At 37.7% G+C, this 24,122-nt stretch carries 22 protein-coding genes and 1 riboswitch; of the genes, 4 read left to right on the top strand and 18 right to left on the bottom strand.

Annotated features, from left to right (window positions below):
- Positions 1-9: 9 nt before the first annotated feature.
- The 15 genes from MHB39_RS02940 to MHB39_RS02870 form a co-directional block, all read right to left on the bottom strand.
- Positions 10-1,146: an acyl-CoA dehydrogenase gene (locus MHB39_RS02940; protein ID WP_342545807.1), complete on the bottom strand. Its 1,137-nt coding sequence runs from the start codon at positions 1,144-1,146 to the stop codon at positions 10-12.
- A 59-nt stretch (positions 1,147-1,205) separates the two neighbouring features.
- Positions 1,206-2,057, bottom strand: a complete 852-nt coding sequence (locus tag MHB39_RS02935) for a 3-hydroxybutyryl-CoA dehydrogenase (RefSeq protein WP_016993590.1) — start codon at positions 2,055-2,057, stop codon at positions 1,206-1,208.
- Complete coding sequence (locus MHB39_RS02930; protein ID WP_016993591.1) at positions 2,057-3,262, bottom strand: acetyl-CoA C-acetyltransferase; 1,206 nt, start codon at positions 3,260-3,262, stop codon at positions 2,057-2,059. Before MHB39_RS02930 ends, MHB39_RS02935 begins: the two co-directional genes overlap by 1 nt.
- Positions 3,263-3,458: 196 nt before the next feature.
- Complete coding sequence (locus MHB39_RS02925; RefSeq protein WP_258859102.1) at positions 3,459-5,690, bottom strand: heterodisulfide reductase-related iron-sulfur binding cluster; 2,232 nt, start codon at positions 5,688-5,690, stop codon at positions 3,459-3,461.
- A 374-nt stretch (positions 5,691-6,064) separates the two neighbouring features.
- Positions 6,065-6,628 (bottom strand): cob(I)yrinic acid a,c-diamide adenosyltransferase, encoded by a 564-nt coding sequence (locus MHB39_RS02920; protein WP_004231536.1) that lies wholly within the window; start codon positions 6,626-6,628, stop codon positions 6,065-6,067.
- 12 nt (positions 6,629-6,640) lie between these two features.
- Entirely contained in the window at positions 6,641-8,101 is a 1,461-nt protein-coding gene (locus MHB39_RS02915) for an adenosylcobinamide amidohydrolase (RefSeq protein WP_312124041.1), read from the bottom strand.
- Positions 8,098-9,099, bottom strand: coding sequence for an iron ABC transporter permease (locus tag MHB39_RS02910; RefSeq protein ID WP_004231533.1), 1,002 nt, complete (start codon positions 9,097-9,099; stop codon positions 8,098-8,100). Before MHB39_RS02910 ends, MHB39_RS02915 begins: the two co-directional genes overlap by 4 nt.
- Complete coding sequence (locus MHB39_RS02905; protein ID WP_342545805.1) at positions 9,096-10,064, bottom strand: ABC transporter substrate-binding protein; 969 nt, start codon at positions 10,062-10,064, stop codon at positions 9,096-9,098. The genes MHB39_RS02910 and MHB39_RS02905 overlap by 4 nt, the downstream gene beginning before the upstream one ends.
- Before the next feature lie 131 nt (positions 10,065-10,195).
- Positions 10,196-10,378: riboswitch (cobalamin riboswitch) on the bottom strand.
- 57 nt (positions 10,379-10,435) lie between these two features.
- Positions 10,436-12,103, bottom strand: coding sequence for an acyl-CoA dehydrogenase family protein (locus tag MHB39_RS02900; RefSeq protein ID WP_342545803.1), 1,668 nt, complete (start codon positions 12,101-12,103; stop codon positions 10,436-10,438).
- 1 nt (position 12,104) lies between these two features.
- The gene (locus MHB39_RS02895) at positions 12,105-13,607 is read right to left on the bottom strand and encodes a long-chain-fatty-acid--CoA ligase (RefSeq protein ID WP_036078222.1); all 1,503 of its coding nucleotides are present in this window, start codon (positions 13,605-13,607) and stop codon (positions 12,105-12,107) included.
- On the bottom strand, positions 13,600-13,989 hold the full coding sequence (locus MHB39_RS02890; protein WP_244905044.1) for a MerR family DNA-binding transcriptional regulator: 390 nt from the start codon (positions 13,987-13,989) through the stop codon (positions 13,600-13,602). Before MHB39_RS02890 ends, MHB39_RS02895 begins: the two co-directional genes overlap by 8 nt.
- A 232-nt stretch (positions 13,990-14,221) precedes the next feature.
- Positions 14,222-15,889: an arginine--tRNA ligase gene (gene argS / locus MHB39_RS02885; protein WP_342546884.1), complete on the bottom strand. Its 1,668-nt coding sequence runs from the start codon at positions 15,887-15,889 to the stop codon at positions 14,222-14,224.
- The gene (locus tag MHB39_RS02880; protein ID WP_016994175.1) at positions 15,889-16,320 is read right to left on the bottom strand and encodes a DUF1934 domain-containing protein; all 432 of its coding nucleotides are present in this window, start codon (positions 16,318-16,320) and stop codon (positions 15,889-15,891) included. Before MHB39_RS02880 ends, argS begins: the two co-directional genes overlap by 1 nt.
- Before the next feature lie 156 nt (positions 16,321-16,476).
- Entirely contained in the window at positions 16,477-17,109 is a 633-nt protein-coding gene (gene yidC, locus MHB39_RS02875) for a membrane protein insertase YidC (RefSeq protein ID WP_016994176.1), read from the bottom strand.
- Between the two features lie 23 nt (positions 17,110-17,132).
- Complete coding sequence (locus MHB39_RS02870; protein ID WP_016994177.1) at positions 17,133-17,408, bottom strand: hypothetical protein; 276 nt, start codon at positions 17,406-17,408, stop codon at positions 17,133-17,135.
- 831 nt (positions 17,409-18,239) lie between these two features.
- On the opposite strand from MHB39_RS02870, the gene MHB39_RS02865 reads away from it, so the two are divergent.
- The 4 genes from MHB39_RS02865 (at position 18,240) to MHB39_RS02850 (ending at position 22,910) form a co-directional block, all read left to right on the top strand.
- Positions 18,240-19,331 carry an AAA family ATPase gene (locus MHB39_RS02865; RefSeq protein WP_342545802.1) on the top strand — a complete coding sequence of 364 codons (1,092 nt, stop codon included), beginning with the start codon at positions 18,240-18,242 and terminating at the stop codon, positions 19,329-19,331.
- Positions 19,332-19,348: 17 nt separating this feature from the next.
- The gene (locus MHB39_RS02860; protein WP_342545801.1) at positions 19,349-21,607 is read left to right on the top strand and encodes a S8 family peptidase; all 2,259 of its coding nucleotides are present in this window, start codon (positions 19,349-19,351) and stop codon (positions 21,605-21,607) included.
- A 72-nt stretch (positions 21,608-21,679) separates the two neighbouring features.
- Positions 21,680-22,741, top strand: a complete 1,062-nt coding sequence (locus MHB39_RS02855; protein WP_342545800.1) for a hypothetical protein — start codon at positions 21,680-21,682, stop codon at positions 22,739-22,741.
- Positions 22,731-22,910, top strand: coding sequence for a hypothetical protein (locus tag MHB39_RS02850; RefSeq protein ID WP_342545799.1), 180 nt, complete (start codon positions 22,731-22,733; stop codon positions 22,908-22,910). Before MHB39_RS02855 ends, MHB39_RS02850 begins: the two co-directional genes overlap by 11 nt.
- Positions 22,911-23,035: 125 nt before the next feature.
- Here MHB39_RS02850 and MHB39_RS02845 read toward each other — a convergent pair whose 3' ends face one another.
- Genes MHB39_RS02845 through MHB39_RS02835 form a run of 3 tightly spaced genes read right to left on the bottom strand, consistent with a single transcriptional unit; the run spans position 23,036 to position 23,927 of the window.
- A complete protein-coding gene (locus MHB39_RS02845) occupies positions 23,036-23,353 on the bottom strand; it encodes a hypothetical protein (RefSeq protein ID WP_342545798.1) in 318 nt (105 codons plus the stop codon).
- The gene (locus tag MHB39_RS02840; RefSeq protein WP_342545797.1) at positions 23,350-23,610 is read right to left on the bottom strand and encodes a hypothetical protein; all 261 of its coding nucleotides are present in this window, start codon (positions 23,608-23,610) and stop codon (positions 23,350-23,352) included. Before MHB39_RS02840 ends, MHB39_RS02845 begins: the two co-directional genes overlap by 4 nt.
- Entirely contained in the window at positions 23,598-23,927 is a 330-nt protein-coding gene (locus MHB39_RS02835) for a hypothetical protein (protein ID WP_342545796.1), read from the bottom strand. The genes MHB39_RS02840 and MHB39_RS02835 overlap by 13 nt, the downstream gene beginning before the upstream one ends.
- Positions 23,928-24,122 lie beyond the last annotated feature (195 nt).

The following is a 24,122-nucleotide window of genomic DNA, read 5'->3' as shown; positions in this document are numbered from 1 at the left end:
TATCAGGCTTTATTTCAGTAAATGTTTACTAATGACTAGTCGTTGAATTTCACTTGTACCTTCATAGATTTCTGTCACCTTTGCATCGCGGAAATAGCGCTCTACTGGATAATCTTCCGTATAGCCGTAGCCGCCAAATATTTGAACAGCTTCTATTGCCGTTTGTACCGCTGTTCGTGATGAGAAAAGTTTAGCCATTGAAGCTTCTGCTCCACATGGTAAACCTTTTGCACGTAAATCAGCTGCACGATAGACTAACAGTTTTGCAGATTCAACAGCCGTTGCCATATCCGCAAGCTTAAAGCCAACACCTTGTTGTGCGGCAATCGGCTTGCCAAATTGAATGCGTTCTTTAGCATAAGTAGTAGACGCCTCTAGTGCCGCCTCAGCAATTCCTAAAGCCTGTGCCGCAATGCCGATTCGTCCAACATCTAAATTAGCCATCGCGATTTTAAAGCCTTCTCCCTCTTCCCCAAGTAGGTTGTCGGCTGGAATGCGACAATTATCGAATGTCAGCTGAACTGTACGTGAGCCGTGTAAGCCCATCTTATGCTCATCTTTTCCGATGATTAAACCAGGTGTTCCCTTTTCAACGATAAATGCCGAGATACCCTTTGTTTTTTCAACTGGGTTAGTAGAGGCGAATACAATATACACATCAGCTTCTCCACCATTTGTAATAAATACTTTGGAGCCGTTAATCACATATTCATCGCCATCACGCACTGCCTTTGACTGTAAAGAGCCAGCATCTGAGCCTGCACTTGGTTCTGTTAAACAAAATGCTCCTAAATATTCGCCTGTTGCAAGCTTTGGTACATAACGTTTCTTTTGTTCGTCATTCCCAAAGTAAATAATTGGATTCGTTCCAACTGAAGTATGGACGGATAAAATAACACCCATTACAGCGCTTATTTTTGATAGTTCATTAATCGCAATAATATAAGATGTAAAATCCATACCAGAGCCACCTAAGTCTTCTGGAGTCGTAATCCCCATTAAGCCAAGTTCACCCATTTGCTGTAGAAGCTCACGTGGAAATTCTCCCGCTTCCATTCGCTCCACCCATGGTTGAATTTTTTCCTGAGCAAATTGACGAACCATATCGCGCATCATAATTTGCTCATCTGTAAATTGCAAATGCATCTATAATGTCACCCCTCTAAGTTGTCCCGAAACATCTAAATAACCCCATCCCCATAGGATTATTCGTAAACGTAAAAGCCTCTTCCTGATTTCTTACCTAGCCATCCAGCCGCAACGTATTTACGTAGCAGTGGACAAGGGCGATATTTACTGTCTCCAAGACCCTCATGTAAAATTTCCATGATGTAAAGACAAGTATCCAAACCAATGAAGTCTGCCAATGTTAATGGCCCCATCGGATGGTTCATACCAAGCTTCATCACATCATCAATTGCTTCTTTCGTCGCTACACCTTCGTAAAGTGCGTAAATCGCTTCATTAATCATTGGTAGTAGGATTCGGTTTGAAATAAACCCTGGGAAATCATTCACTTCTACAGGTGTTTTCGATAATTTAACCGTCATCTCTTCAACAGCTTTGTACACTTCATCTGTTGTTGCTAAGCCTCGAATGATTTCGACAAGTTTCATAACTGGTACAGGATTCATAAAATGCATACCAATTACTTGCTCTGGACGTTTTGTTACTGCTGCAATTTCCGTAATAGGCAGTGAAGATGTATTCGTAGCTAAAATAGCATGTGCTGGTGCAATGCCATCAAGTTGCTTAAAGATAGATTGCTTAATTTCCATATTTTCTACAGCTGCTTCAATGATAATATCTACATCACTAGCATCCTGTAAATCTAGTGACATACTAATTCGACCTAGAACAGCAGTCTTCTCATCTTCTGTTTTACGACCTTTTTCTACATCACGTGATAAATTTTTCGTAATAACCCCTAATCCACGCTCGAAAAATTCTTGTTTGATATCGTTCAATTTCACATCAAAGCCTGCTTGTGCACAAACTTGGGCAATGCCAGAGCCCATTTGCCCCGCACCAATGACCATTACCTTTTGAATTCCCATTAGTTCAGTCCCCCTGTTTTTGGTACTTCAATCATAATTGCATCACCTTGACCGCCGCCTGAACAGATTGCAGCAATGCCGATGCCACCGCCACGACGCTTCAATTCCTGTGCAAGTGTTAATATTATACGTGCACCAGATGCCCCAATAGGATGACCTAAAGCAACTGCACCACCATTAACATTCACTTTTTCTGCATCTAAATCTGCCAACTGCTTGCTAACTAAAGCGACCGCCGCAAAGGCTTCATTGATTTCAATTAAATCAATATCTGCTAATGATTTATTGGTCTTTTTCAGTAATTTATTAATAACAAGACCTGGTGTTTGTGGGAAGTTTTCAGGCTCAAGCGCAAGCTCTTCATGACCAATAATTACTGCCAATGGTTCTCTACCTTCACGTTTTGCACGTTCCTCACTCATGACGACAAGTGCACATGCACCGTCGTTAACCCCAGGTGCATTACCTGCTGTAATCGTGCCATCCTTGTCAAAGGCTGGTTTTAACTTCGCCAGTATTTCCAAAGACGTTCCTGCTCTTGGCGCCTCGTCTATATCAACAATAAGTGGTTCACCTTTTCGTTGAGGAATCTCTACTGGTACGATTTCTTCAGCAAAGTAACCTTTTTCAATTGCCGCTAGCGCGCGTTCATGACTGCGTACTGACCAAGTATCCTGTTCTTCTCGACTTAGCGAGAATTCTTTAGCTGTTGCATTACCATAGCTACCCATATGCGGTCTTGCTTTATCGAAAGCACATGTTAAGCCGTCATATAGCATGCCATCTACCATTGTAGAATCTCCCATACGCAAACCGTTTCGACCATTCAGAAGATAATATGGTGCATTGGACATAGATTCCATGCCACCCGCAATAATCACTTCTTCGTCCCCTAAACGAATCAATTGATCTGCTAATGTCACCGCACGCATCCCTGAAGCACAAACTTTATTGATTGTTTCTGTTTTTACTGCTGTTGGTAAATTGGCCTTCAGTGCAGCCTGTCGAGAAGGAATTTGACCCTGTCCCCCTTGTAAAACAGAACCTAAAATTACCTCATCCACTTCCTCAGGTGCAAGATTTGCTTTCTCTAATGCCCCTTTGATTGCAATCGCACCTAAATCACTTGCATGTAATGCTGATAATGAACCTCCAAATTTACCAAATGCAGTTCTTGCTCCTGCTAAAATTACAGCTCTATTCAAGTAAAACACCCCTTTTGTTTTACGTTCTCGATGAAGCTGCAAAGCATCATTGACTGAACGCTCGCTCGACTTCTATCGAGGAAAAATGGGAGTTTATTATCTCAACTCCCATTCCCATTTAATCTTATTCTACAAAACAATTTTTTATTGTGCAATTTATATTTTTCAGATAACTAAAATATTTCTGCAATAGCAATCATTTTTCTGCGTTCGCTTCCATATTCTCGTCTTGTTGAGCATTTTCTATAGATGCTACCACTTCTTCGTATGTTTCTTCTGTTTCTTCTGAAGAAGGATTAACTACCTTTACTTTTTCACCGAACACGGAACGCTCTAGTAATTCTGCAACATCAAATGTTCCAATAGAGTCTTCAACCTCTTTAGCCTTTGTACCATCCTCTAGCATTGTTAGGCAGTACGGACAGCCCGATGAAATAACTGATGCATTTGTTGCAAGAGCCTGCTCAGTTCGCGCTACGTTAATGCGATTTCCTACATGCTCTTCCATCCACATTAAGCCACCACCAGCACCACAGCACATCGCTGTTTCGCGATTACGTTCCATTTCAACAAGCTTCACGCCAGGGATACCTCGAAGAATTTCACGTGGGGCATCGTACACATCATTGTAGCGACCTAAATAACAGGAATCATGGAAAACAATCGTTTCATGAACCTCATAGTTTAGCGCTAGACGATTTTCCTCAATTAGCTGATTTAATAACTCAGTATGATGATACACTTCGCCTTTCCAGCCAAAGTCTTGATATTCATTTTTAAAGATATTGTAAGCATGAGGATCGATTGTTACAATTTTCTTCACGTCATTTTTCTCAAACTCATCAATATTCGCTGTAGCCAGCTCTTGGAATAAGAATTCATTCCCTAAACGGCGAGGTGTATCCCCAGAGTTTTTCTCTTTATTACCTAAGATTGCAAACTTCACACCAGCTTCGTTTAATAGGCGACAGAAAGCTAAAGCAATTTTTTGAGAGCGGTTATCGAAAGCTCCCATCGAACCAACCCAGAATAAATATTCCATTTCCTCACCAGATTTTTTTAGCTCTTTTACAGTTGGGATTTGGATTGTTGGATCTAGATCACGCCAATTTTCTTTTTCCTTACGGTTTAAGCCCCAAGGATTACCTTGTCGTTCGATATTCGTCATTGCACGTTGAGCATCAGGATTTACTTTTCCTTCAGTCATTGTTAGATAACGACGTAGATCAATGATTTTATCAACATGCTCATTCATTACTGGGCATTGATCTTCACAGTTACGACATGTCGTACAAGCCCAAATTTCCTCTTCTGTAATGACATCGCCAATTAAAGATGGACTGTAAATATCCTCAATTACAGCACCTTCAGCACCAGCTGCCATTGCAAGTTGATTACCCTTTGTATTGGCAAAGAATTGATAAGGCACCCATGGTTTTTGTTTTGTTACAACAGCGCCCGTAAATGTTAAATGATCACGCAATTTCACGATTAAATCCATAGGAGACAGCATTTTTCCTGTTCCTGTTGCTGGACACATGTTTGTACAACGTCCACATTCTACACAAGAGTATAGATCGAGCATTTGCTTTTGCGTGAAGTCCTGTATGCGTCCTACCCCAATAGAAGGCATATCCTCTTCGCTTTCAGCATTTTCTCCTGCTTCTTCTAAAGCCTCAAAATCAATTGGTGTTAATGTGCCCGTACGATCTAAACGATTCATGTAAACATTAAGTGGACTGACAATTAAGTGGAAATGTTTAGACTGCGGTACGTACACAAGGAACGTTAATAGAATTAAAAGGTGTGCCCACCACATTACATAAAACACGCCAGCGGCAACTGATGTAGGTAGGAAGCCAAAAATAGCAGCAATACTTGAAGCAACTGGTTCCGTATAAGTTAATCCCTCACCATGCCAAATTAATCCCATACCATTAGCGAATAATGTAGATACCATTAATCCCCCAATGAAAATTAATACAAGACCATTTTTCCATCCTCGTTTTAGCCGCACCAGCTTTTCAACATAGCGGCGGTAAAATGCCCATACTACCGCGATTAAAATCATTAAAACTACAAGCTCTTGGAAGAATGTAAAGACACCATAAAAAATGCCTAGTGGCAGATGTGATTCTGGTGCTAGTCCTTTCCAAATTAAATCAATGGCCCCTAACTGTACCATCAAAAATCCATAGAAAAACATAACGTGGATTAAACCACTCTTTGGATCCTTTAATAGCTTATTTTGACCAAATACATTGACCATAATATAACGAAGTCGTTCTTTAACACTTTCATCAAACTCAACCTTTTTCCCCAATTGCACATACTTATAGCGTGTTTTCAACAGGTAGAAGAACAATCCTACTGCATAAAGCACAACCACGACTGTTAAGACAATGTTAGCAATTAATAATGGACTCATGGTTGGTCCCCCCTTTAGTTTGTCGTAATTTTCTCTCTTTGTGACGAATTTGCTAGTTCATACAGAAATGTACTTCACTTTATCATTATATTCCTATTCTAATAAATGAGTGAGCATTCAGTCAACATAAAACGGAAATATTTCTGATAATTTTATATTCTTACATTTTACAAGAAAAAAAGCCACCCTGAATTTTTCCAAGGTAGCATTTTTTTACTTTCCTTATCAATTTATACTTACTGAATATCATAGATTCAGTACACGCCTGAACATTTGCTAAAAAAGCAAACAAGCCTCTATCCCTCATAGGGGAAAGGAGGCTTTATTATCTGACCTTTTAATATGACTACAAAAACATTTACTAAATCAAACTTTTATTTTTTAAAAACATTTCCGCTGCGAATATATTCAACATCCGCTACGTTTAAGCGCGCATTTACAACACGTGCAGCTGCAAATAAATAATCTGATAATCGATTTAAATATTTTTGTACAACCTTTGGCACATCTTCAACTTCTTTCATAAGCGTCACCATTTCACGCTCTGCTCGACGTGCAACCGTGCGGGCAATGTGTAAAGTTGCCGCTGCTGGTGCGCCTCCTGGTAAAATAAAACGTTGTAAAGGTGGCGCTTCGTCTGATAAAGCATCTATACGAGCTTCTAGTACTTCAATCGGTTGCTCTGTTAATTTATAATGGCGTTCTTTCATCACATTAGCAAGGTCTCCACCAGCATCGAACAGCTCATGCTGAATTGTTTCTAGGTCTGTTAAAATATCTTTGAAAAGCGCTTGATCTAATTCACTTACTGCTTTCCCAATAAAGGAGTTTAATTCATCAATTGCTCCATATGTTTCCACACGTAAACTATCTTTATCAACACGTCCTCCAATAAGACTTGTTTTCCCCGTATCGCCTGTTTTCGTGTAAAGCTTCATTTCTCTCATCTCCTAAAACTGGTTTTTATAATTCCTAATCGCCTGAACTGTTGTTTCATAGACACCCTTTGCAATCATTTTACCAACTTCCGTAATTGGGCCACCATACAGCATTTCTTCCCCTTTTTGAGTTGCAGCAATTAACAGACTATCTGTAGCAGTACCTGTTGCAATGGTTCCACTGCGCTCATCACGAATATTTTCTGATTGCAACGCCTTTGTTTTTGCCTCAGTTGCTGTCATTAATGCCTGAAAAAATGCCTCTTCCGATAAACAACCATTAATGATAACCCATGTATTAATAGTACCAATATATGGCTCATCTTGTCTTTCATGCACCCGAGATACATCAACTGCATTGCCTACGCCAGCTGTTACAGCTACGATTAAACTGCCAAAAGGAGCTGAAAATTCATTAATGGCCACTAGAGCTGTTGGTACTGCTGTTAGCATAACAACAGTATTTGTAGGTGAAAAATTTTCCCTTTTTAAAAAATCACTAACTTCGCTTTTTACATCGCTGATAACATAATCACCAGGAACTGAGCGATTTAATAAGCAATTATGCCAGCCAATACCTGGGTTATGAACTGCAGAGGATACGGTCTTCAAAGGAAGCTCTGCTTGAAGTTTGATATATTGCTCGGTTATCGTAAAGTGCTCTTTTGTAATGACAGCTCGCTGCTGGTAGTTAATAGCTGCGGGCATCATGGTAATTTGTGGTTTTGGTATTTCAGGATGTGCATACGTAGTCACCCGTGCTTGGTAAACATCTTCAATTTGAGAGGCAATTAATACTTCATGGGGTACCCCCATTGCTCTCACTTGCCCACTCTCCATAAGTAACAATTCATCACAATAAAGCGACGCTAGATTCATATCATGTAGTACCATAACAACCGTTAAACCACATTCCAAAGCTTCCTTCCGAACCATATCTAAAATTTGACGTTGGTGTGCAATATCTAAATGATTAGTTGGTTCATCCAGTAATAGGATTTCTGCAGCTTGAGCTAAGGCCTGTGCTACAAATACCCTTTGTTGTTCACCGCCAGATAAAAATTCCATCGGTGTATGCTCATATCGCTTTACACCTGTTTGAAGCATAGCATGTTGAACAGCCTGCTCATCTTGTGTAGACCAACTTGAGAAAAAACCTGTTTGATGCGGATAGCGCCCTAGTGAAACTGCCTCTCTCACACTGTTCGAGAAAGCATTTGCATGAAGCTGTGGTAATACAGCCATTTTTTTCGCCAAAGCACGAGCATTATAAGAAAGAATATTTTGTCCATCAATCGAAATGGTTCCAGCAGTAGCAGGTAAAATACCACTCATTACTTTTAATAATGTAGATTTCCCGCTACCATTCGGCCCTAGAATGCCAAGAATTTTCCCTTTTTCAACGGTAAAACTAATGTCCTTGACGATTGGTATATCTTCATAGCCACCTGATAGATGTTCAACAACAATCATGCCCGTACCCCCTTGCTTCTTCGCTGCTTATAAAAAATATAGGAGAAAACAGGTGCTCCAATAAATGCCGTAATTACACCAATTGGTAGCTCTCTTGGCACAATGATTGTTCGTGCTACTAAGTCGCAAATAATAAGTAATGTTGCACCATTAAAAAAAGATAATGGCAATAAGTGGCGATGATCAGAACCCCAAATCATCCTTGTCATATGCGGCACCACTAATCCTACAAAGCCAATTGTGCCAGAAACCGCTACAGCCGCTCCAGTTAACATGGAGCCACCTGCTAATATCAAATATTTACTGCGCTTTACATTAACACCTAAATGTTTTGCTCGCTCTTCACCATACAACAAAACATTTAGTTCTCGTCTTTGCGTCCATAGCATAATTGAACCTACAATCACAAATGGAATGATCATTTGGACATATGGCCAACCACGCATCGAAACAGAACCAAGTAGCCAGCCTATTACCTGACGTAATTCTTCACCAGATAAGGCAATCATTAATGAAATAAGGGAACCTAAAAATGAACTAAAAATAACACCTGTTAATATCAACGTTTCCATTTTCAATGAGCGGTCTACGAGTCTAGCAAAGCTCATAACAACTACCATCGTGATGATAGCACCAATCATACTGAAGGTTGGCAGCGCATACAAACCGACAACAGGTATAGAAATACTAAAAAAGATCGTTAAAACAGCACCAACAGAAGCCCCTGATGAAACCCCTAGTGTATATGGATCTGCTAATGGATTTTTTAATAAACCTTGGAATGCTGCTCCAGCAATAGCTAGAGATGCGCCTACTAGTCCCGCTAATAACACGCGAGGCAAACGAATTTTCCAAAAGATATTGGCGGCTGTTTCATCAACCGCCTTATTCCACAATACTTCTAGTGGAATATGAACTGAGCCTATCGCTACGCCACACCAGATGCTAATAAGAAGAAGCGTACATGTTAGTGTATAGGCTAGTGCTATTTTTTTCACTTAAATACCTCAGGATAGATCGCTTTTGCTAATTCTTCTAGACCTTCTGCTAAACGTGGTCCTTGACGACTTGTTGTGCTTTCATCTACCTGCACAATCGCATTATTTTTTACGGCATTAATCGTATCAAAGCCCGCACGTTTTGGTATCTTCGTCAAAATATCTGGTACATAATGATATGTCACCACGATGACATCTGGGTTTTTCGCGATAATTTGCTCTGCATCAATTTTATACCAATTATCGCCATCTACAGCTACATTCTCTGCATTGAGCATTTCAAGCATTGCATTCATAAATGTGCCATTACCAGCTGTATAAATATCTGGCTCATCCGATGCTTCAACTAACACTTTTTTTGGTTCAACGTCCTTGACTTTAGTCAAAATTCCTTCTACTTTAGCCTTCATATTAGCAACAATTTTTTCTGCCTCTGGTAATTTTCCTGTAGCACGTCCAAGCTGCTCAATTGTCGTATATGTTTCATTAAAGTCTTGTGCATTTTTCACTACAAATACTTTTAAACCTGCCGATTCAAGCTGTGCAATAGCCTCTTCTGACAGAGACATGCTAGATTCGTGAGAAAAAACGATATCTGGTTTTAAGGCAATAATTTTTTCAATATCGTATTCCATGCCGCCAACCTTATCTTTCTCAGCTGCCTCTGGTGGATAATCGTCGTTGTCAGTAACACCAACTATTTCATCATTTAAACCGAGCCCAAAAAGAATTTCAGTGTTACTTGGAATAAGTGAAACAATTTTCTCAGGAGGTGCTTCGAGTGTAATGTCCTTACCAAGGGCATCTGTTATTGTCATTGGGAATGTTGCTTCCTCCACCTGTGCCTTTTCTTGCTGTGTTTGCTGCTCATTAGCTGGCTTGTTATCCTTTGCTTCCTGTCCACAAGCAGCTAGCAAGCCGACTGCTAAAAATGCTGATAATCCTATTTTCCAAAATTTCTTCATGTGAATCCTCCTTGGTTGATCCGTGCGATATTTCTTATTCTAATCAAAATAATACCCCTCATCTTTGAAAGATGAGGGGTCAAAATCGCACCAAAAAAACTGATACAAAATCCACCACCCTATCCTCGTAGGTTGTATGTCGTTATAAAGGCAGGTCTCCTGGCTAGTGCTGCTTGCGATTTTCAAGCCTTCCCGAAATATTCAGTGGCATCATTTGAAAAAACTCACACTTACAGTGGCGGGACCGCATCGGAATTACACCGATTTCCCTTTTCACTTTACTTAAGTAAAGAACCTTTATAATATTCAGTTGATTTCATTATACATGAAAATGAAAGAAGTCGCCTCCATTCAAGACGACTTCCAAGCTATTATACAATTTCAGAAAAGTATTGGACTGTTTTCATTTGAGCACCCATTTCTCTTAATGACCATGTCTGCTCTAAATAAACGTCCGCAAGTTTTTCATATTTCCCACCAAATTTATGTGCCCATTCAACCGCTACAACACTTTCATAAAGATGAGCCATCTTTTTCGCCATATCTTTTGCTTCAAAAGTTTTCGTCGCTTCGTCTAAAGCGCTAAAGAGTTGTAGTTTCGCAGACATATCCTCCAATTTTTCTTTAACGATTTGTACCAATGAGCTGTCAGCTAATTTGTCTAATCGTTCCTTCATCTCATGTACAAACAATTCATGGGCATGGAACTTAACTACCAAACGAATGAGTTCTAAGGCCAAAATATTAGCCGTCCCCTCCCACACCGTCAACACTTGCGCGTCTCTTAATAAGCGTGGCGTTACAAAGTCTTCGATATAGCCATTACCTCCGTGTAATTCAATTGCCTCACTAGCATAATGAACGGCTTGCTCTGCCGTTTCCTTTTTCATAATGGCAATATATAAACGATTCATAATAAGGTCTTGCTGTGTTCCCTGTCCACTCGTCACTTTATCGTATAACTGAATAAGATCAAAAACTGTCGCTACCTCCACGTGCAACTTAGCTGCAAATTTACCTAAAGTATCCTGAATCATAGGGTATTGTGTTAAGGGCTTGCCAAATGCATGTCGATTGGTTACATAATGTTTTGCCTCTAAGAAGCCGCGACGCATAATACCAATTGAAGCGACTGCATTACAAATTCTTGATAGATTTAGTGCTTCTAGCATGTAATAAATCCCTTTATTTTGCTCTCCTACAACATAGGCAAGTGCACCTTCAAATTCTACCTCACCAGAGGGAACAGCCCGAACCCCTAGCTTATCTTTCAGTCGGCGAATACGTAGATGATTCGCTGTTCCATCTTCTTTGCGCCATGGAACTGCAAACAACGTTAAGCCTTTGGAACCTGCTGGCGCATCTTCTAGTCGCGCCAATACCATCGCTACACCACACATGCCTGCATTGGATGCAAAGTATTTTTCACCATATAGGCGATACGCAGTGCCATCCTTTCTAGCCTCCACCACATTTGCACCAACGTCAGAGCCTCCTTGACGTTCTGTTAAAAATGTCGCACCTTCATATAAATCTGTGTCTCCTGTTGCACAAACATGTGGTAAAAAACGCTGCTTTACCTCTTCATCCGCATAATGGTCTAATAGATAGGCAGTAGCCATCGTCAATGTTACGGGACAGTAAAAACCGGGCTCTGCATGTGATAGCATATAACCTTGCGCAAAGCTATAAACATAATTACCCTTGTGACCTAGCTGCGGAATATCCTTGTGTACATAGCCGACAATCCCTGTATTATATGTCTCTTCAATCGTCTTTTTATAGCCATCATTAACCCAAACCTCTGATATCTCTTCACCGTAGGCATCATATCTTTGAAGGCGAGGCTCTCCCTGTCGATCTGTATACTTTGCCCTCGTATCAATATCACCTGCACATAGCTCACCAAAATCTGTTAACTCTCGATGTGCATAGGATAAAAACTCTTTATCTAGCATCATTTCTAATATTTTTTGAAGCGTTTCATCCTCGGTAAAAAAGTTCGTAGTACGCAGTTCTTTTTGTTGTAATACTTTCATGCTAGCTCACCTCTTGCCCCTTCAAAGATTGTTTTAATATTTTGCCTGATGCATTACGTGGTAGCGCTTCTACTTTTTCAAAAATACGTGGTATTTTAAACTTTGCAAGATGTTCTTCTAAATAAGCTTTCAAAGCTTCCTCATCGATGTCTTGTTTAGCAGAATACACCGCCTTTACAGTTTCCCCCCATTGTGGATGTGGTACACCAATTACCGCAGCCTCGAATATCCCTTCAAAGCTCAATAAACAATCTTCAATTTCTTTCGGATAAATATTGACACCACCCGAAATAATGACATCCTTTTTACGATCTACGATCCAAATAAAACCATCTTCATCTTTGCGAGCTAGATCTCCTGTTTTTAACCAACCGTCAATAAAGGCTTCATTAGTAGCTACTTCATCCTTATAGTAGCCAAGCATGTTGCCCTCACCCAGCAAAACAATTTCCCCCACTTCGCCTACATTTACATCTTCTCCACTGTCATTCACAATACGCAACTCTGTACCAAGTGGCGCCCGCTGACCAATACTTCCTGCCTTTGCTTCATGCTCCTTGCCAAATAATAATGAACCACTTGGACCTGCCTCTGTTAATCCATATACACAAGTCAAATTATTTGTGCGGAATGCCTGCTGAATGAATCGAACCTCACTTTGAGATAACGGTGCCCCACCATAGACCCACCATTTCATAGAAGACAAATCTGCCGAATGGAGTCTTGGCAGCTGTGCCGTTAATAAATAAGCAACAGGTGCACCAAAGAAATGTGTTGTTTTCTCCTTTTCAATGGAATCAATGAATAAATCGGGTGTAAAAGTTGGTGTTAATACATTTGTTGAGCCTACCAATACACCCGCCATTAAAAATAAATGTAATGGTGCAGAGTGTGTTAATGGCATCATGAGCAAAATACGGCTCTCAGGTTTTACCTCCATTTCAACAGCAATCATTTGCGCCACTGTTAAAATATTACGGTAGCTAAATAACACACCCTTTGGTTTTCCTGTCGTACCAGATGTATATAAAATCGTGGAAGGATCATCCTCCTGCAACTGACAATCAATCGTTTGTGTACTAGCATTTTGTAGCATTGTTTCATACTGATACCATCCTGCTTTTTCTTGACCTGTTTTAATTTTTATCGGAATACCAGCTAGCTGTTCAACTGCTGCAAAAATAGCCTCATGTACGACAATGGCCTTCGCTTCGGCATGCTGCGCCACGTACTCTACTTCCAGTAATGTAAACTTTGCATTGACTGGCACAACGATCGCTCCGATACGCTGAATAGCAAAGTAGCTAACAACAAACTCTAAAACGTTTGGCATAAAAATTAAAACCTTATCCCCCTGCCTTACTCCCTGCTCTAGTAAAGCATGACTGAAGCATGTCACCTGCTGATCTAAATCTTGATAGGTTACTCTTCTGCCATGACAAATAACGGCTTCATTTTTCGGATATTTACGGGCATTACGTGCTAACAAATTGGAACTATTCATCTTGCATCTCTCCCTTAAAAGTCGCTAATTTTTCACTAAACATGCCATGCATTTGTTGTAATTCATGTTTCATCTGCGTCAGCTCAGCTATTTTACTCTCAATCTCTTGAATTTTTTGTTCTCCGTATTCAACCGTTCGCTCTAGTTGCTGAATCCCCGAGCGATCAAAATCAAATAGTAAAACCATCTCTTTGATTTCCTCCAACGAAAATCCGTAACGCTTACCTCTGAAAATAAGCTTGAGCTTCGCCAATTCTTTTTTGGAAAAGGTTCGTTGATTGGTAGATGAGCGATGGGGACAAAGAAGTCCAAGTTCCTCATAATAACGAATTGTCCGCGTAGACACATTAAACTCCTTTGCTACCTCCTGAATCGTCTTCAAAACCATCTCCCCTTTCCTAATTGGCAACAGTATACCATTGACGTTAACGTAAACTTCAACAAAATTTTCAAAATTAACAGAAAAATAAAGTTTGAGACAGCTAATTTCCCACGGTCTATCCCATACTTTTGACACTCTATTCGTCACTTTTACCGTTATATCCGCCACTTTTAGCACTTTATCCAAGAAAAAAGCCCCTAACACTTTTAAATGTTAGGAGCTTAAAATCTAATTACATTTTTTCAGGTGCAGATACCCCGATTAAACGTAGTGCGTTCGCAATTGTTGTGCGGACTGCCGTGATTAATGCTAAACGAGCCTCTGTTAACTCTTTGTTTGAAGCATCTAATACTTTTTCTGCATTATAGAAGCTGTGGAATGCAGCTGCTGTCTCTTGAATATAGTTTGCGATACGATGTGGTGTGCGGTGTTTCGCTGCTTCCGCTACCACTTTTGGGAAATCGCCAATCTTTTTCAGTAAATCAATTTCTTTTTCTGCTGTTAACAAATTGAGGTGTTCTGTTGTAGCAGCAAAGCCTTGTTCATTTGCTGAACGTAAAATAGACGAAATACGTGCATGCGCATATTGTGCATAGTACACAGGATTTTCATTAGATTGTGATACTGCAAGATCAAGATCAAAGTCCATATGAGAATCGCCAGCTGTTTTGACAAAGAAGTAACGAACTGCGTCAAGGCCAACCTCTTCTACAAGCTCACGCATTGTTACTGCATTCCCTGTACGCTTAGACATTTTGAATTTTTCACCGTTTTTATAAAGCTGAACCATTTGAATAACTTCCACTTCTAACGTATCACGATCATAGCCAAGTGCTTGAATCGCTGCTTTCATACGTGGAATATAACCGTGATGGTCCGCTCCCCAAATATTGATTAATTTATCGAAGCCACGGACAATTTTATCTTCATGGTAAGCAATATCTGGCGTTAAATAGGTGAATGACCCATCATTTTTAATTAGTACACGATCTTTATCATCACCAAATGTTGTAGAGCGGAACCAAGTGGCACCATCCTCTTCAAACACATGTCCATTAGCTTTTAATTTATCTAATGCTACTTCGATTTTCCCGTTTTCATATAGAGATGTTTCAGAATACCAGACATCAAAATTTACACGGAAGTTTGCTAGGTCTGTTTTTAATTTATCTAATTCTAAAGCTAAACCATGCTGGCGGAAGAAGGCAAAACGTTCTTCATCTGATTTTGCTAGAATAGCTTCACCATGCTCCTCAGCTAATTTACCCGCAATCTCAATAATATCTTGCCCATGATAGCCATCTTCAGGCATCTCAGCTGCCATTCCTAATGCTTGTTTATAACGAGCTTCTAATGAGTAAGCTAAGTTATTAATTTGATTACCTGCATCATTAATATAGTATTCACGAGAGACACTGTAACCAGCCATATCTAACACATTACATAAGGAATCACCAACAGAAGCGCCACGAGCATGTCCTAGGTGAAGATCTCCAGTAGGATTTGCTGAAACGAACTCCACTTGAATCTTTTCCCCAGCGCCAGCATTTGAGCGGCCATAGTCAGTAGCTTGCTCAAGCACCTGTGTCACTACCTCTGTTAGGAAATCTTTACGCACTGTGATATTCATGAAGCCAGGACCAGCAATATCAATCTTTTCAATATCTGTGCCTGTTGTATCAAGGTTTTCTAAAATAGCTTCCGCGATAGCACGAGGTGGTTTTTTAGCTAACTTCGTTAATTGCATCGCAATGTTTGTTGCATAGTCACCATTTGCTTTATCCTTTGGTGTTTCTAAGTGAATCGATAATTCTGTGCCAGACTCAACTAAGCCAGCTTTTTCAACAGCCTGCACGATCGCTGCTTTAATAGCCTGTTGTACTTGTTCTACTGCGTTCATCATTGTACCTCCGTAAATGTAATATCTAATGTATAATTGCCAACGGATTGCCCACCCATTAGTAAATCGTACTGTACATGGAAATCTCCGCTTGTTGCCTGTTTTGTAAACATCATATTTTTCGTATCAATCACAAGTGGCATAGAACCAAACTCACTTTCATAATGCCCCTTTTGGTGTTCGATTATGTTCAGTGGTAACCGCATATTAACCGCTCCAGCACGCATAATGAGTGCCTTCTCATGACCTAACTTCATCGTTGTGCGGATGGTTTTATCCTCCTGCACCTCATCATATTTCAAATACAAGCTTCCCGCTTTTTCAAGTAGTTGCCCTTTGAGCCACATTTCATAACTTTCGGACTCCCCATCATTTGGACGAATGGTAGAAATGAGCTTAATGTTCACCTGCGATCTTACTTCGTTCGTCATAACGGATGCCCCTTTTTAGTCTTTTACTATAACCTTTTTATTATAGGATGAATACTTATGGTTTTTCAAGATAGAAGTGATGTAAAGCTCCATAACAAGTTTATTAGAGAAAATAAAAACCCTCTCCTTCCAATAACGGAGAGAGAGGATTTCATTTTATCTATACCATTTTTTTATAATCAATTGTTGAACTATTAACAATAAAGCACTAACAGTCCAATAGATGGGGATAATCGCTGGGTTGAACAGACTAAAAATGAGGATCATGATTGGATTAATAAATACCATTATCTTCATATTTAATGGTTGACTTTTCTCTAGGGCTATACAGCTTTGAATGAAATAAATCAAACAAGCAATCATCGAAATCCCCATATCAATCGTACCTAAATTCATCCAAAGGAAATTTTCACTGGCTATCACTGAATCTAGCTTAATTGCGTAGTACAGTGAAAATAATATCGGCAATTGAATGATAATTGGTAAACATCCTAATAAAGAACTTTTCAATGAATCTGAAGTTAGCTCTTGGATTTTATGTTGTACCATTCTTTTTTCAGATTCGCTTTGACTATTCTTATATTTGTCTGTAAGCGCATCTAATTCAGGCTTAATGGTAGTCATTAATTCTTTTGAGTGTTTTTGGTGTTTTGCCGATTGAATAAATAAGGGCATAAGAATTAATCTGACTGCAATCGTTATGCCAATGACACTCACTGCATAGCTCCCTGTAAAAGAATGGATGAAATGAATGAGACTAATAATAGGTTGTGCTAAAAATGTTAACAATGGTTTTCCTCCTAGTTTATAGTTTAATTCAAACTAGGAGATACACTTTCTTCCTCATTGTTTTCTGACATTCTAATACACAATACAAACCACGTTAGCATAGGTGGAGTCCAAGTATTAGTGATATTATAGTCAACTTCAAACTCTTCGTCCTTCACTTCTTGAACGGTTATTTCATGAACAAGATACAGATGCAAATGAACACTTAGTACAGTTAAAACCAAAGATGCTAATAGCCAAAAGTATTCCATTGAACTGACAAAAATGAATAAATCATTAATGAGAAGTGACCAAATCATAATACTCCTCCTTCCTTTATTTAAATTGAAGAAACATACATTTTATTTTCATCAATCTTTCTCTCTTTTGTAATATATAAACTATTACCTATTTTATCTACGCAACAAAATAAAATAAGTTTCAATTTTATGCTAAGGCTCATTCTTCATTTCAAAATATAAAATGGGGCTAGCTCATAGCTAACCCCATTCAACCAATCATATTTACAATGTCTTATTTATTTTACCCAGCCTAATATGGTAGAGAAGCAAGATGAATAAGATAGACCGCTGAAACGTTGATGTATCAATGTTTTAGAAACCCCCACTCCATTTTTTATAATGCAAATCACTGCATATAAAAGCCTTATTCTGGGGCTAAGTGGGGCGAGATTTGGGGACTTTAAAACTAGGCAGCGTGTGTACAGGAATATGTGGGTTATTTAGATCGGGGCTACCCGCTTCAATCTTTTTTATTTATGATGGTATCAAAAATAATATACCTTAGACAGTTAACTACTATATCAATATTTATTGAGGGAGGTAACTGTTCTTAATTCGTTCATCTCCTCCAAAAACCATCTTAATATTTAGGAAATATACTCCAACAACAAATACCCGATATATACAAAAAGATAGAGATACATAGTAATACTTTCAATTAAAACAAAAACATCTACCAAAATCAGTGTTCAACACTTGTATATATTGTGCTCTGTAGCCGAAAAGTTGAAGATTGTTTCAAAATTCCTTTCCCCATGGATTCATGCGGACTAATCCGCGTTACAATTGAATAATTTAGTCCATTGTGTTATAAAATAGTTTATATCAAAAGAATAGGTGGTGGACTAAATGATTGGAATAAGCGATTCTTATGTCCATTTAGTTAGACTTGCATTAGAAGGAAGACAACAAGATATCCTGACATTAGTAAAAAAAAACATAAAACAATTTCAAAATATTCATCCTGAATTGTCTATCAATTTAAAAAATGAACTTGTATCATTTCAAGAAAAATCAACTGTAGTTCGAAAGAATATCGGAACCCCACTCCCAATTGATTTAGATAGTAAACTAGAACTTGTAAAAAAAGAATTTGTTTCTTTTGAAAAAGAACTTGTATGGCCAAAAGATGTCGGAGAAGAATTATTAAAAATAATTCAAGAAAGAAAATATCAAACGGAATTAATTAAACAAGGTTTGACTCCAACTCGTACAACATTATTTGTTGGTGAACCAGGGGTTGGAAAAACTATGGCTGCTAAATGGCTTGCATCAAAATTGGATATTCCAATTTTGACTTTAGACTTAGCGGCGGTAATGAGTAGTTATCTTGGTAAAACAGGAAATAACATACGTGCGGTTCTTGATTACGCCAAAAAAAATCATTGTATTTTATTGTTAGATGAGTTTGATGCCATAGCTAAAAAAAGAGGAGACGATTCAGAAGTAGGTGAACTTAAAAGGCTTGTAACAGTTCTTCTACAAGAGATAGATGAATGGCCTGAAACAGGTTTGTTAGTAGCTGCAACTAATCATGAAGAGCTATTGGACCCTGCCGTATGGAGAAGGTTCGAAAGAATTATTGAATTTCCTAAACCAACTACTATAGAAATAAGTTATACTATTAATGATTTGTTACAAAATGACTATTTCGATAAGAAAGATGTAATAGTCAATATATTATCTATTTTATCAGACGGAAAATCTTATGCAGACATTACCAAAGAAATAAACAACGCAAGAAAAGAAAGCATAATACAAAATCAATCTTTATTGATAATATTAGAAGATTTAATCAACAAATTATCTACCAATATCGAAAAGACAGAAAAAATCACAATTGCTTTAAAATTTTTAGAAGTAGGATACTCCCAACGTAGAACTGCAGAAATTCTTGGTTTATCCAGAGATACCATTCGAAAATATTCCAATAAAGTATAGGTTTTGGAGGGATAGTTGTGGCAAATGAAAATAATTTTCTATTAGGTAATGGAGAACGACTGACTGAAGGTGTAAAGATAAAAAAAAGCGGTGGAGATAAGAGCCCTCCCTATGAATGGAGTACAGCAAAAAAACAAGTTAAAAAGTGGCTTACTGAAACTGTTGATGAATTTGATAAAATCCCGGAAGATGCTAGCCCTGAAGGTAAAGTAAGCGCTGTGATAACATTGCATCCTAGATATACCTCAAAGAGTGACTTTCCAAATCATCTATTTGAAACTGTTGGAGTTAGAGCTGTAGGTGGGCGTTCAAAAAAAATAGTTCCTAAGTCATGGGGAATAGAAAATCATCCTGAAGACGCAATTACTGACGAAATCTTCGTAATCGGCTCAAGACAAGATTTTAATAATTGGGTTTCTAATGTCAGTAATTGGGCAGAGGATTTTAAAGGCAGTATTGAACTTACACATTTGGAAAATATACAGGCTTTTAAAGTAGAGGATAAAATAAAATTCACAAATGACGATTTGAATGTTAGATTATTTGAATTTGTTTTACATGAAGGTAATGACGAAAAAATAATAAAACAATTTGAACATTATGCTAAGAAAAACAAGGCAAATGTAGTATTAGAAAAAATAAAAATTGTTGGGAACTTAGCATTTATTCCGGTATATGCAACTCCAACATGCGCTAAACAACTTGCTCAATTTACTTATGTCCGTGTACTTAGATCTATGCCACAACTTAGAACCTTCAACCCTGACTCTCAAAGAAAATTTGGAGAAAATAAAATTTCTTTACCAGAAGAAGAAGAAATCGAACCAAATATGAAGGTTGCTGTTTTTGACGGAGGAATACCGAAAAATTCTCCAATTATGCAATGGGTAAATTTAATCGAACCCGACGGTATTGGACCAGAAGATGAGGAATTTTTAGAGCATGGGTTGGGTGTAACTTCAGCAGTACTTTTCGGTTCTATAGACCCGAAAACGGAAGTAGTCTCTCGCCCTATATGCAAAGTAGATCATATTAGGGTACTTGATCAAAACACAGGAACTAATGGAGATTTTGAATTATATGATGTTTTAGAAAGAATTCTCTCTACCTTAGATGAAGCAAAAAGACTAAATACTCCTTACGACTTTATTAATTTGAGCTTAGGACCGAATATACCTGTTGAAGATGATGAAATAAATATTTGGACCGCTAGTCTTGATGAAAGATTGGTTGGAAATGAAAGTTTTGTAACTGTTGCAGCTGGGAATTCTGGTGAAGGTGACCCTGTTTTAGGACTTAATAGAATACAACCTCCCTCTGATGCTGTAAATGTTATTACTGTAGGTTCTTGTGATACAGATGGAGTAAAATGGGAAAGAGCTGGATACAGCAGCATCGGACCTGGTCGATGCCCTGGTATAATTAAACCTGATGGTTTAGTTTTTGGAGGGAGTTCCAAAAAGCCTTTTATTGTTTTAGCTCCAAGCGACGAACCTACACTTGTAGGGACTGATGGTACAAGTTTTGCTGCCCCTTCCCTACTGAGATCTGCAGTTGCTGTTCGTGCACAACTTGGGAATGATTTTAGTTCGTTAGCTAACAGGGCTTTATTTATTCATAAAGCGGAACGTGATCCTAAATCTCACAAAATAGAAGAAGTTGGTTGGGGAAGATTTGAAACCAATTTTAATAAACTCATAACTTGCGAAGATGATGAGGCTATTGTAATTTTTCAAGGTGAGCTTCCTGTAGGGGAACATTTAAGGGCACCAATTCCAATGCCAGATGGAGAATTAAGTGGCATGATAACTGTAAGTGCTACTTTAGTAATTTCACCAGAAATAGATCCTAGTTACCCAAACACTTATACTAGAGCTGGGTTAGAAATAACTTTTAGACCTAATTCTCAAAAACATAAATTGAATGAGAATGGCCGTTTCTCTGAACACCCAGAGTCAAAGTCTTTTTTTAATCGTAAAGGAATATTCGGTTCAGCTGAATTAGATCTTAGAGAAGATGGTCATAAATGGGAACCTTGTTTAAAAGCAAAATGGACTTTTAGATCTTCCACCTTAGTTGACCCATTTTTTGATATTTATTATCACCATAGAGACAAAGGTCAAGCTCTCAAGGATCCAAAACCAATTCCCTATGCTTTAGTTATCAGTATGAAAGCTCCAAGAGTAAAAGATTTTTATAACAAAGTTGTTAGAACTTATTCAAATATTCTTATACCATTAAGACCTAGAACGCAAATTCAAATTAATGGAGAATAGTTAACTATTAATTAGTTAACTATTTTTTATCATTTTTAAGTTAAAGATAATAAATTTTAGGGTGGAAAAATAGTGAAAAAAAATTTGAAATTAACATTTAAATTTTCAGGAATTGTTATAGGTTCTTTCTTTTTAATGGTTGTTCTAGTATTTTACCCGTTATTTATTGATATATGGGTTGAAAATGATTCTGGAACACTTTATGAATTAGCAAAAATAATATATGACCAGAAGATTTCTACTATATATATTTTACTTTGTATATCATTTGTTTCTACATTTGTATACTGGGTTTTCACTAAATATTTACAAGCTAATGAACAATTTGAGAAGGATAAACGTGAAACAAGCAGAACTCTTCTAAGAAAGTACCAAGAACTTAAAGAATTTGACCAGAAAAAAACATTATCAATTGTTATGAGAAATTTCTGTCTAAAACATGATCTTATTCAAGCTGTACAAATATATAGCTATCAAAATATACCAGAAAACAAAACTATGCGATGTAAAATAAAGCATTTAGATGGATATGTTAAAGATAAAACGGATTTAAATGGGATGATTCAACAAAATTATTATTTAGATAAAAAAATATATAAAGAATATACACGATCTGTTAATAAATTCTTTAACGATGTAAATAATGTAAACCCGCTACTGGAATTCATTTCAAAACAAGTAATGGGTATAGAGAGCAAACCCCTTAACAATTTAAAAAATAAAGATGTAATGATATATGCACTTCTTATGGATAGTATTGATACTTTGTCTCCATATTTCCCAGGAATCAACACAATATCTATTAATTCTAGAAAAGCCAAAAAGTTAGAGGATTTGTTAAAGGTCCAAAGAAACGGAATTTACAGAGGGATATTACTTGGAGGATTTTACACATTTTTTTATGATGGAAAAGGTACAAAAGAAGGTAGACAGTATATCACAAATCCAATTACAATAAGTAATGTAAAGTATATTAGCTTGATTACCCTAGATCCAGATTTGTTGGAAGAAGATGAAGTAGAAAAAAATCTTCAATTACGAGGGTATATAGAGGAATTTGAGGAGATGCTTCACTCTGCATTTGAAAAAGAGTATAATGATGACATAGAGGGAGATGAAGAAAATGCGCTCTGATAAGACAAATAACAAGCAAATAAGCCAAGATGCAAAAGAACAAGTCGAAAAAGTCATAAGACAGTTAAATAGTAGCACTAGCAATGAACCAAGCAAAAGAACTTCCCCTATCCGCTCTAATAATTCTTCAGTACTTGGTAAATCAAATAAACCAGTGAATATAAAATAAAAATCCTTTTTTGAATTTTATCCTTGTTGTTGCAGTTTTCAAGCAAAATAAAAAGCCTTACATTATATTGTAAGGCTCTTCTGATTGCTAGATATTAAAGCTGCATGATAAACTGTTTCTGCACATCAAAGGGCATGAATCAATTCGGCTGTAACGTCTGCAAACGCTGCAGCTTTTTCTTTGGCCTCAAAACTGTAATCAATCACCTTACCAATAATCTTCACCTGATGTTCTCGTACCACCTGAATACGTTCACCGAGTAACATAATTTGATTCCCAAAGCGAGTGAAAGGACTAATAAAACACTCCCCTGCCGCTTCAAATACCGCTAAATCCTTTCCGTTGCTTCGAGGCTGTTCAACTGTTGAGACTAATACCTCATCACCTTCTAATAGCCCTAGAAACTCGTTGTCGTTTGTTATTTCTAATTTGAATCCATTCATTTTGCTTCCTCCATCTTAAGAGTATTTTTCTCCCTTAGAATTCCTTTAATATGATTAATCGTATTCAGGACACCATTGTCAAAAGCAACTTCCTCATACATTCCATAAAGCTCTTTTTGTGCAAGTTGAAAAGCTATCACTTTGCTAATTTCTTCTTCTAAACCTTTATTAACTAGCACCTCTGTTAAAGCGTTATAAGCAGCTGCTTTAGCATCCCACAATTCAGCGAATCTAGGATGATTTGTTACTGAATACATATTATTTCCCCCTTCTCTTCCAACTCTTTTGCTTTTTGTTTTATCAACTCTGTAACCTCGATTAAACCTTTCCCTTTGTAGTCTATGTCAAAAAGACTTGCCACATATTTAGCCATAAATACCAGAGCACCATCCTCTTCGAACATACAGCGTTTATAGGCCTCTAATGATATAATAGCTTCACGTTCACTCTTAACTTTTTCTTTCCATTCATGTAGAACAATACCTTCTACTTTGTGTATAAGTTTCAAAGATAAAATACCTGCTGTGTTATCGCTACAAATCAAAAATCTATCGCTATATATTTTACTTTTCATGCCTCTCACCGACCTCTGTATTTATTTTTTAAAGCAGCTTTACTTAAGTTCAAATTTACTAAAGTTAAAATCTATCTTTTCACCATTATGATCAAAAAACTAAGAATCTATTACATGAGATTAAAATATATTTCTTATACATGCCTCGCTTGATTTTCATGGGTAACTTCTTTTTGAGGTCCGACATAACAAGCC

The organism is Lysinibacillus sp. FSL K6-4013, assembly GCF_038630435.1.
In the GTDB taxonomy this organism is placed as follows: domain Bacteria; phylum Bacillota; class Bacilli; order Bacillales_A; family Planococcaceae; genus Lysinibacillus; species Lysinibacillus boronitolerans.
The sequence above is the reverse complement of the archived record's forward strand: the minus strand, read 5'-3'. Positions and strand labels throughout refer to the sequence as shown.

Bases quoted from the DNA above. Each gene is read 5' to 3' on its own strand.
- argS (WP_342546884.1), bottom strand. From the start codon at position 15,889: ATGAACGCAGTAGAACAAGTACAACAGGCTATTAAAGCAGCGATCGTG.
- MHB39_RS02835 (WP_342545796.1), bottom strand. From the start codon at position 23,927: ATGAAAAGTAAAATATATAGCGATAGATTTTTGATTTGTAGCGATAAC.
- MHB39_RS02850 (WP_342545799.1), top strand. From the start codon at position 22,731: ATGCGCTCTGATAAGACAAATAACAAGCAAATAAGCCAAGATGCAAAA.
- MHB39_RS02845 (WP_342545798.1), bottom strand. From the start codon at position 23,353: ATGAATGGATTCAAATTAGAAATAACAAACGACAACGAGTTTCTAGGG.
- MHB39_RS02935 (WP_016993590.1), bottom strand. From the start codon at position 2,057: ATGGGAATTCAAAAGGTAATGGTCATTGGTGCGGGGCAAATGGGCTCT.
- MHB39_RS02915 (WP_312124041.1), bottom strand. From the start codon at position 8,101: ATGATTGTTGTTGAACATCTATCAGGTGGCTATGAAGATATACCAATC.
- MHB39_RS02920 (WP_004231536.1), bottom strand. From the start codon at position 6,628: ATGAAGCTTTACACGAAAACAGGCGATACGGGGAAAACAAGTCTTATT.
- MHB39_RS02940 (WP_342545807.1), bottom strand. From the start codon at position 1,146: ATGCATTTGCAATTTACAGATGAGCAAATTATGATGCGCGATATGGTT.
- MHB39_RS02895 (WP_036078222.1), bottom strand. From the start codon at position 13,607: ATGAATAGTTCCAATTTGTTAGCACGTAATGCCCGTAAATATCCGAAA.
- MHB39_RS02870 (WP_016994177.1), bottom strand. From the start codon at position 17,408: ATGATTTGGTCACTTCTCATTAATGATTTATTCATTTTTGTCAGTTCA.
- MHB39_RS02925 (WP_258859102.1), bottom strand. From the start codon at position 5,690: ATGAGTCCATTATTAATTGCTAACATTGTCTTAACAGTCGTGGTTGTG.
- MHB39_RS02840 (WP_342545797.1), bottom strand. From the start codon at position 23,610: ATGTATTCAGTAACAAATCATCCTAGATTCGCTGAATTGTGGGATGCT.
- MHB39_RS02900 (WP_342545803.1), bottom strand. From the start codon at position 12,103: ATGAAAGTATTACAACAAAAAGAACTGCGTACTACGAACTTTTTTACC.
- MHB39_RS02905 (WP_342545805.1), bottom strand. From the start codon at position 10,064: ATGAAGAAATTTTGGAAAATAGGATTATCAGCATTTTTAGCAGTCGGC.
- MHB39_RS02880 (WP_016994175.1), bottom strand. From the start codon at position 16,320: ATGACGAACGAAGTAAGATCGCAGGTGAACATTAAGCTCATTTCTACC.
- MHB39_RS02865 (WP_342545802.1), top strand. From the start codon at position 18,240: ATGATTGGAATAAGCGATTCTTATGTCCATTTAGTTAGACTTGCATTA.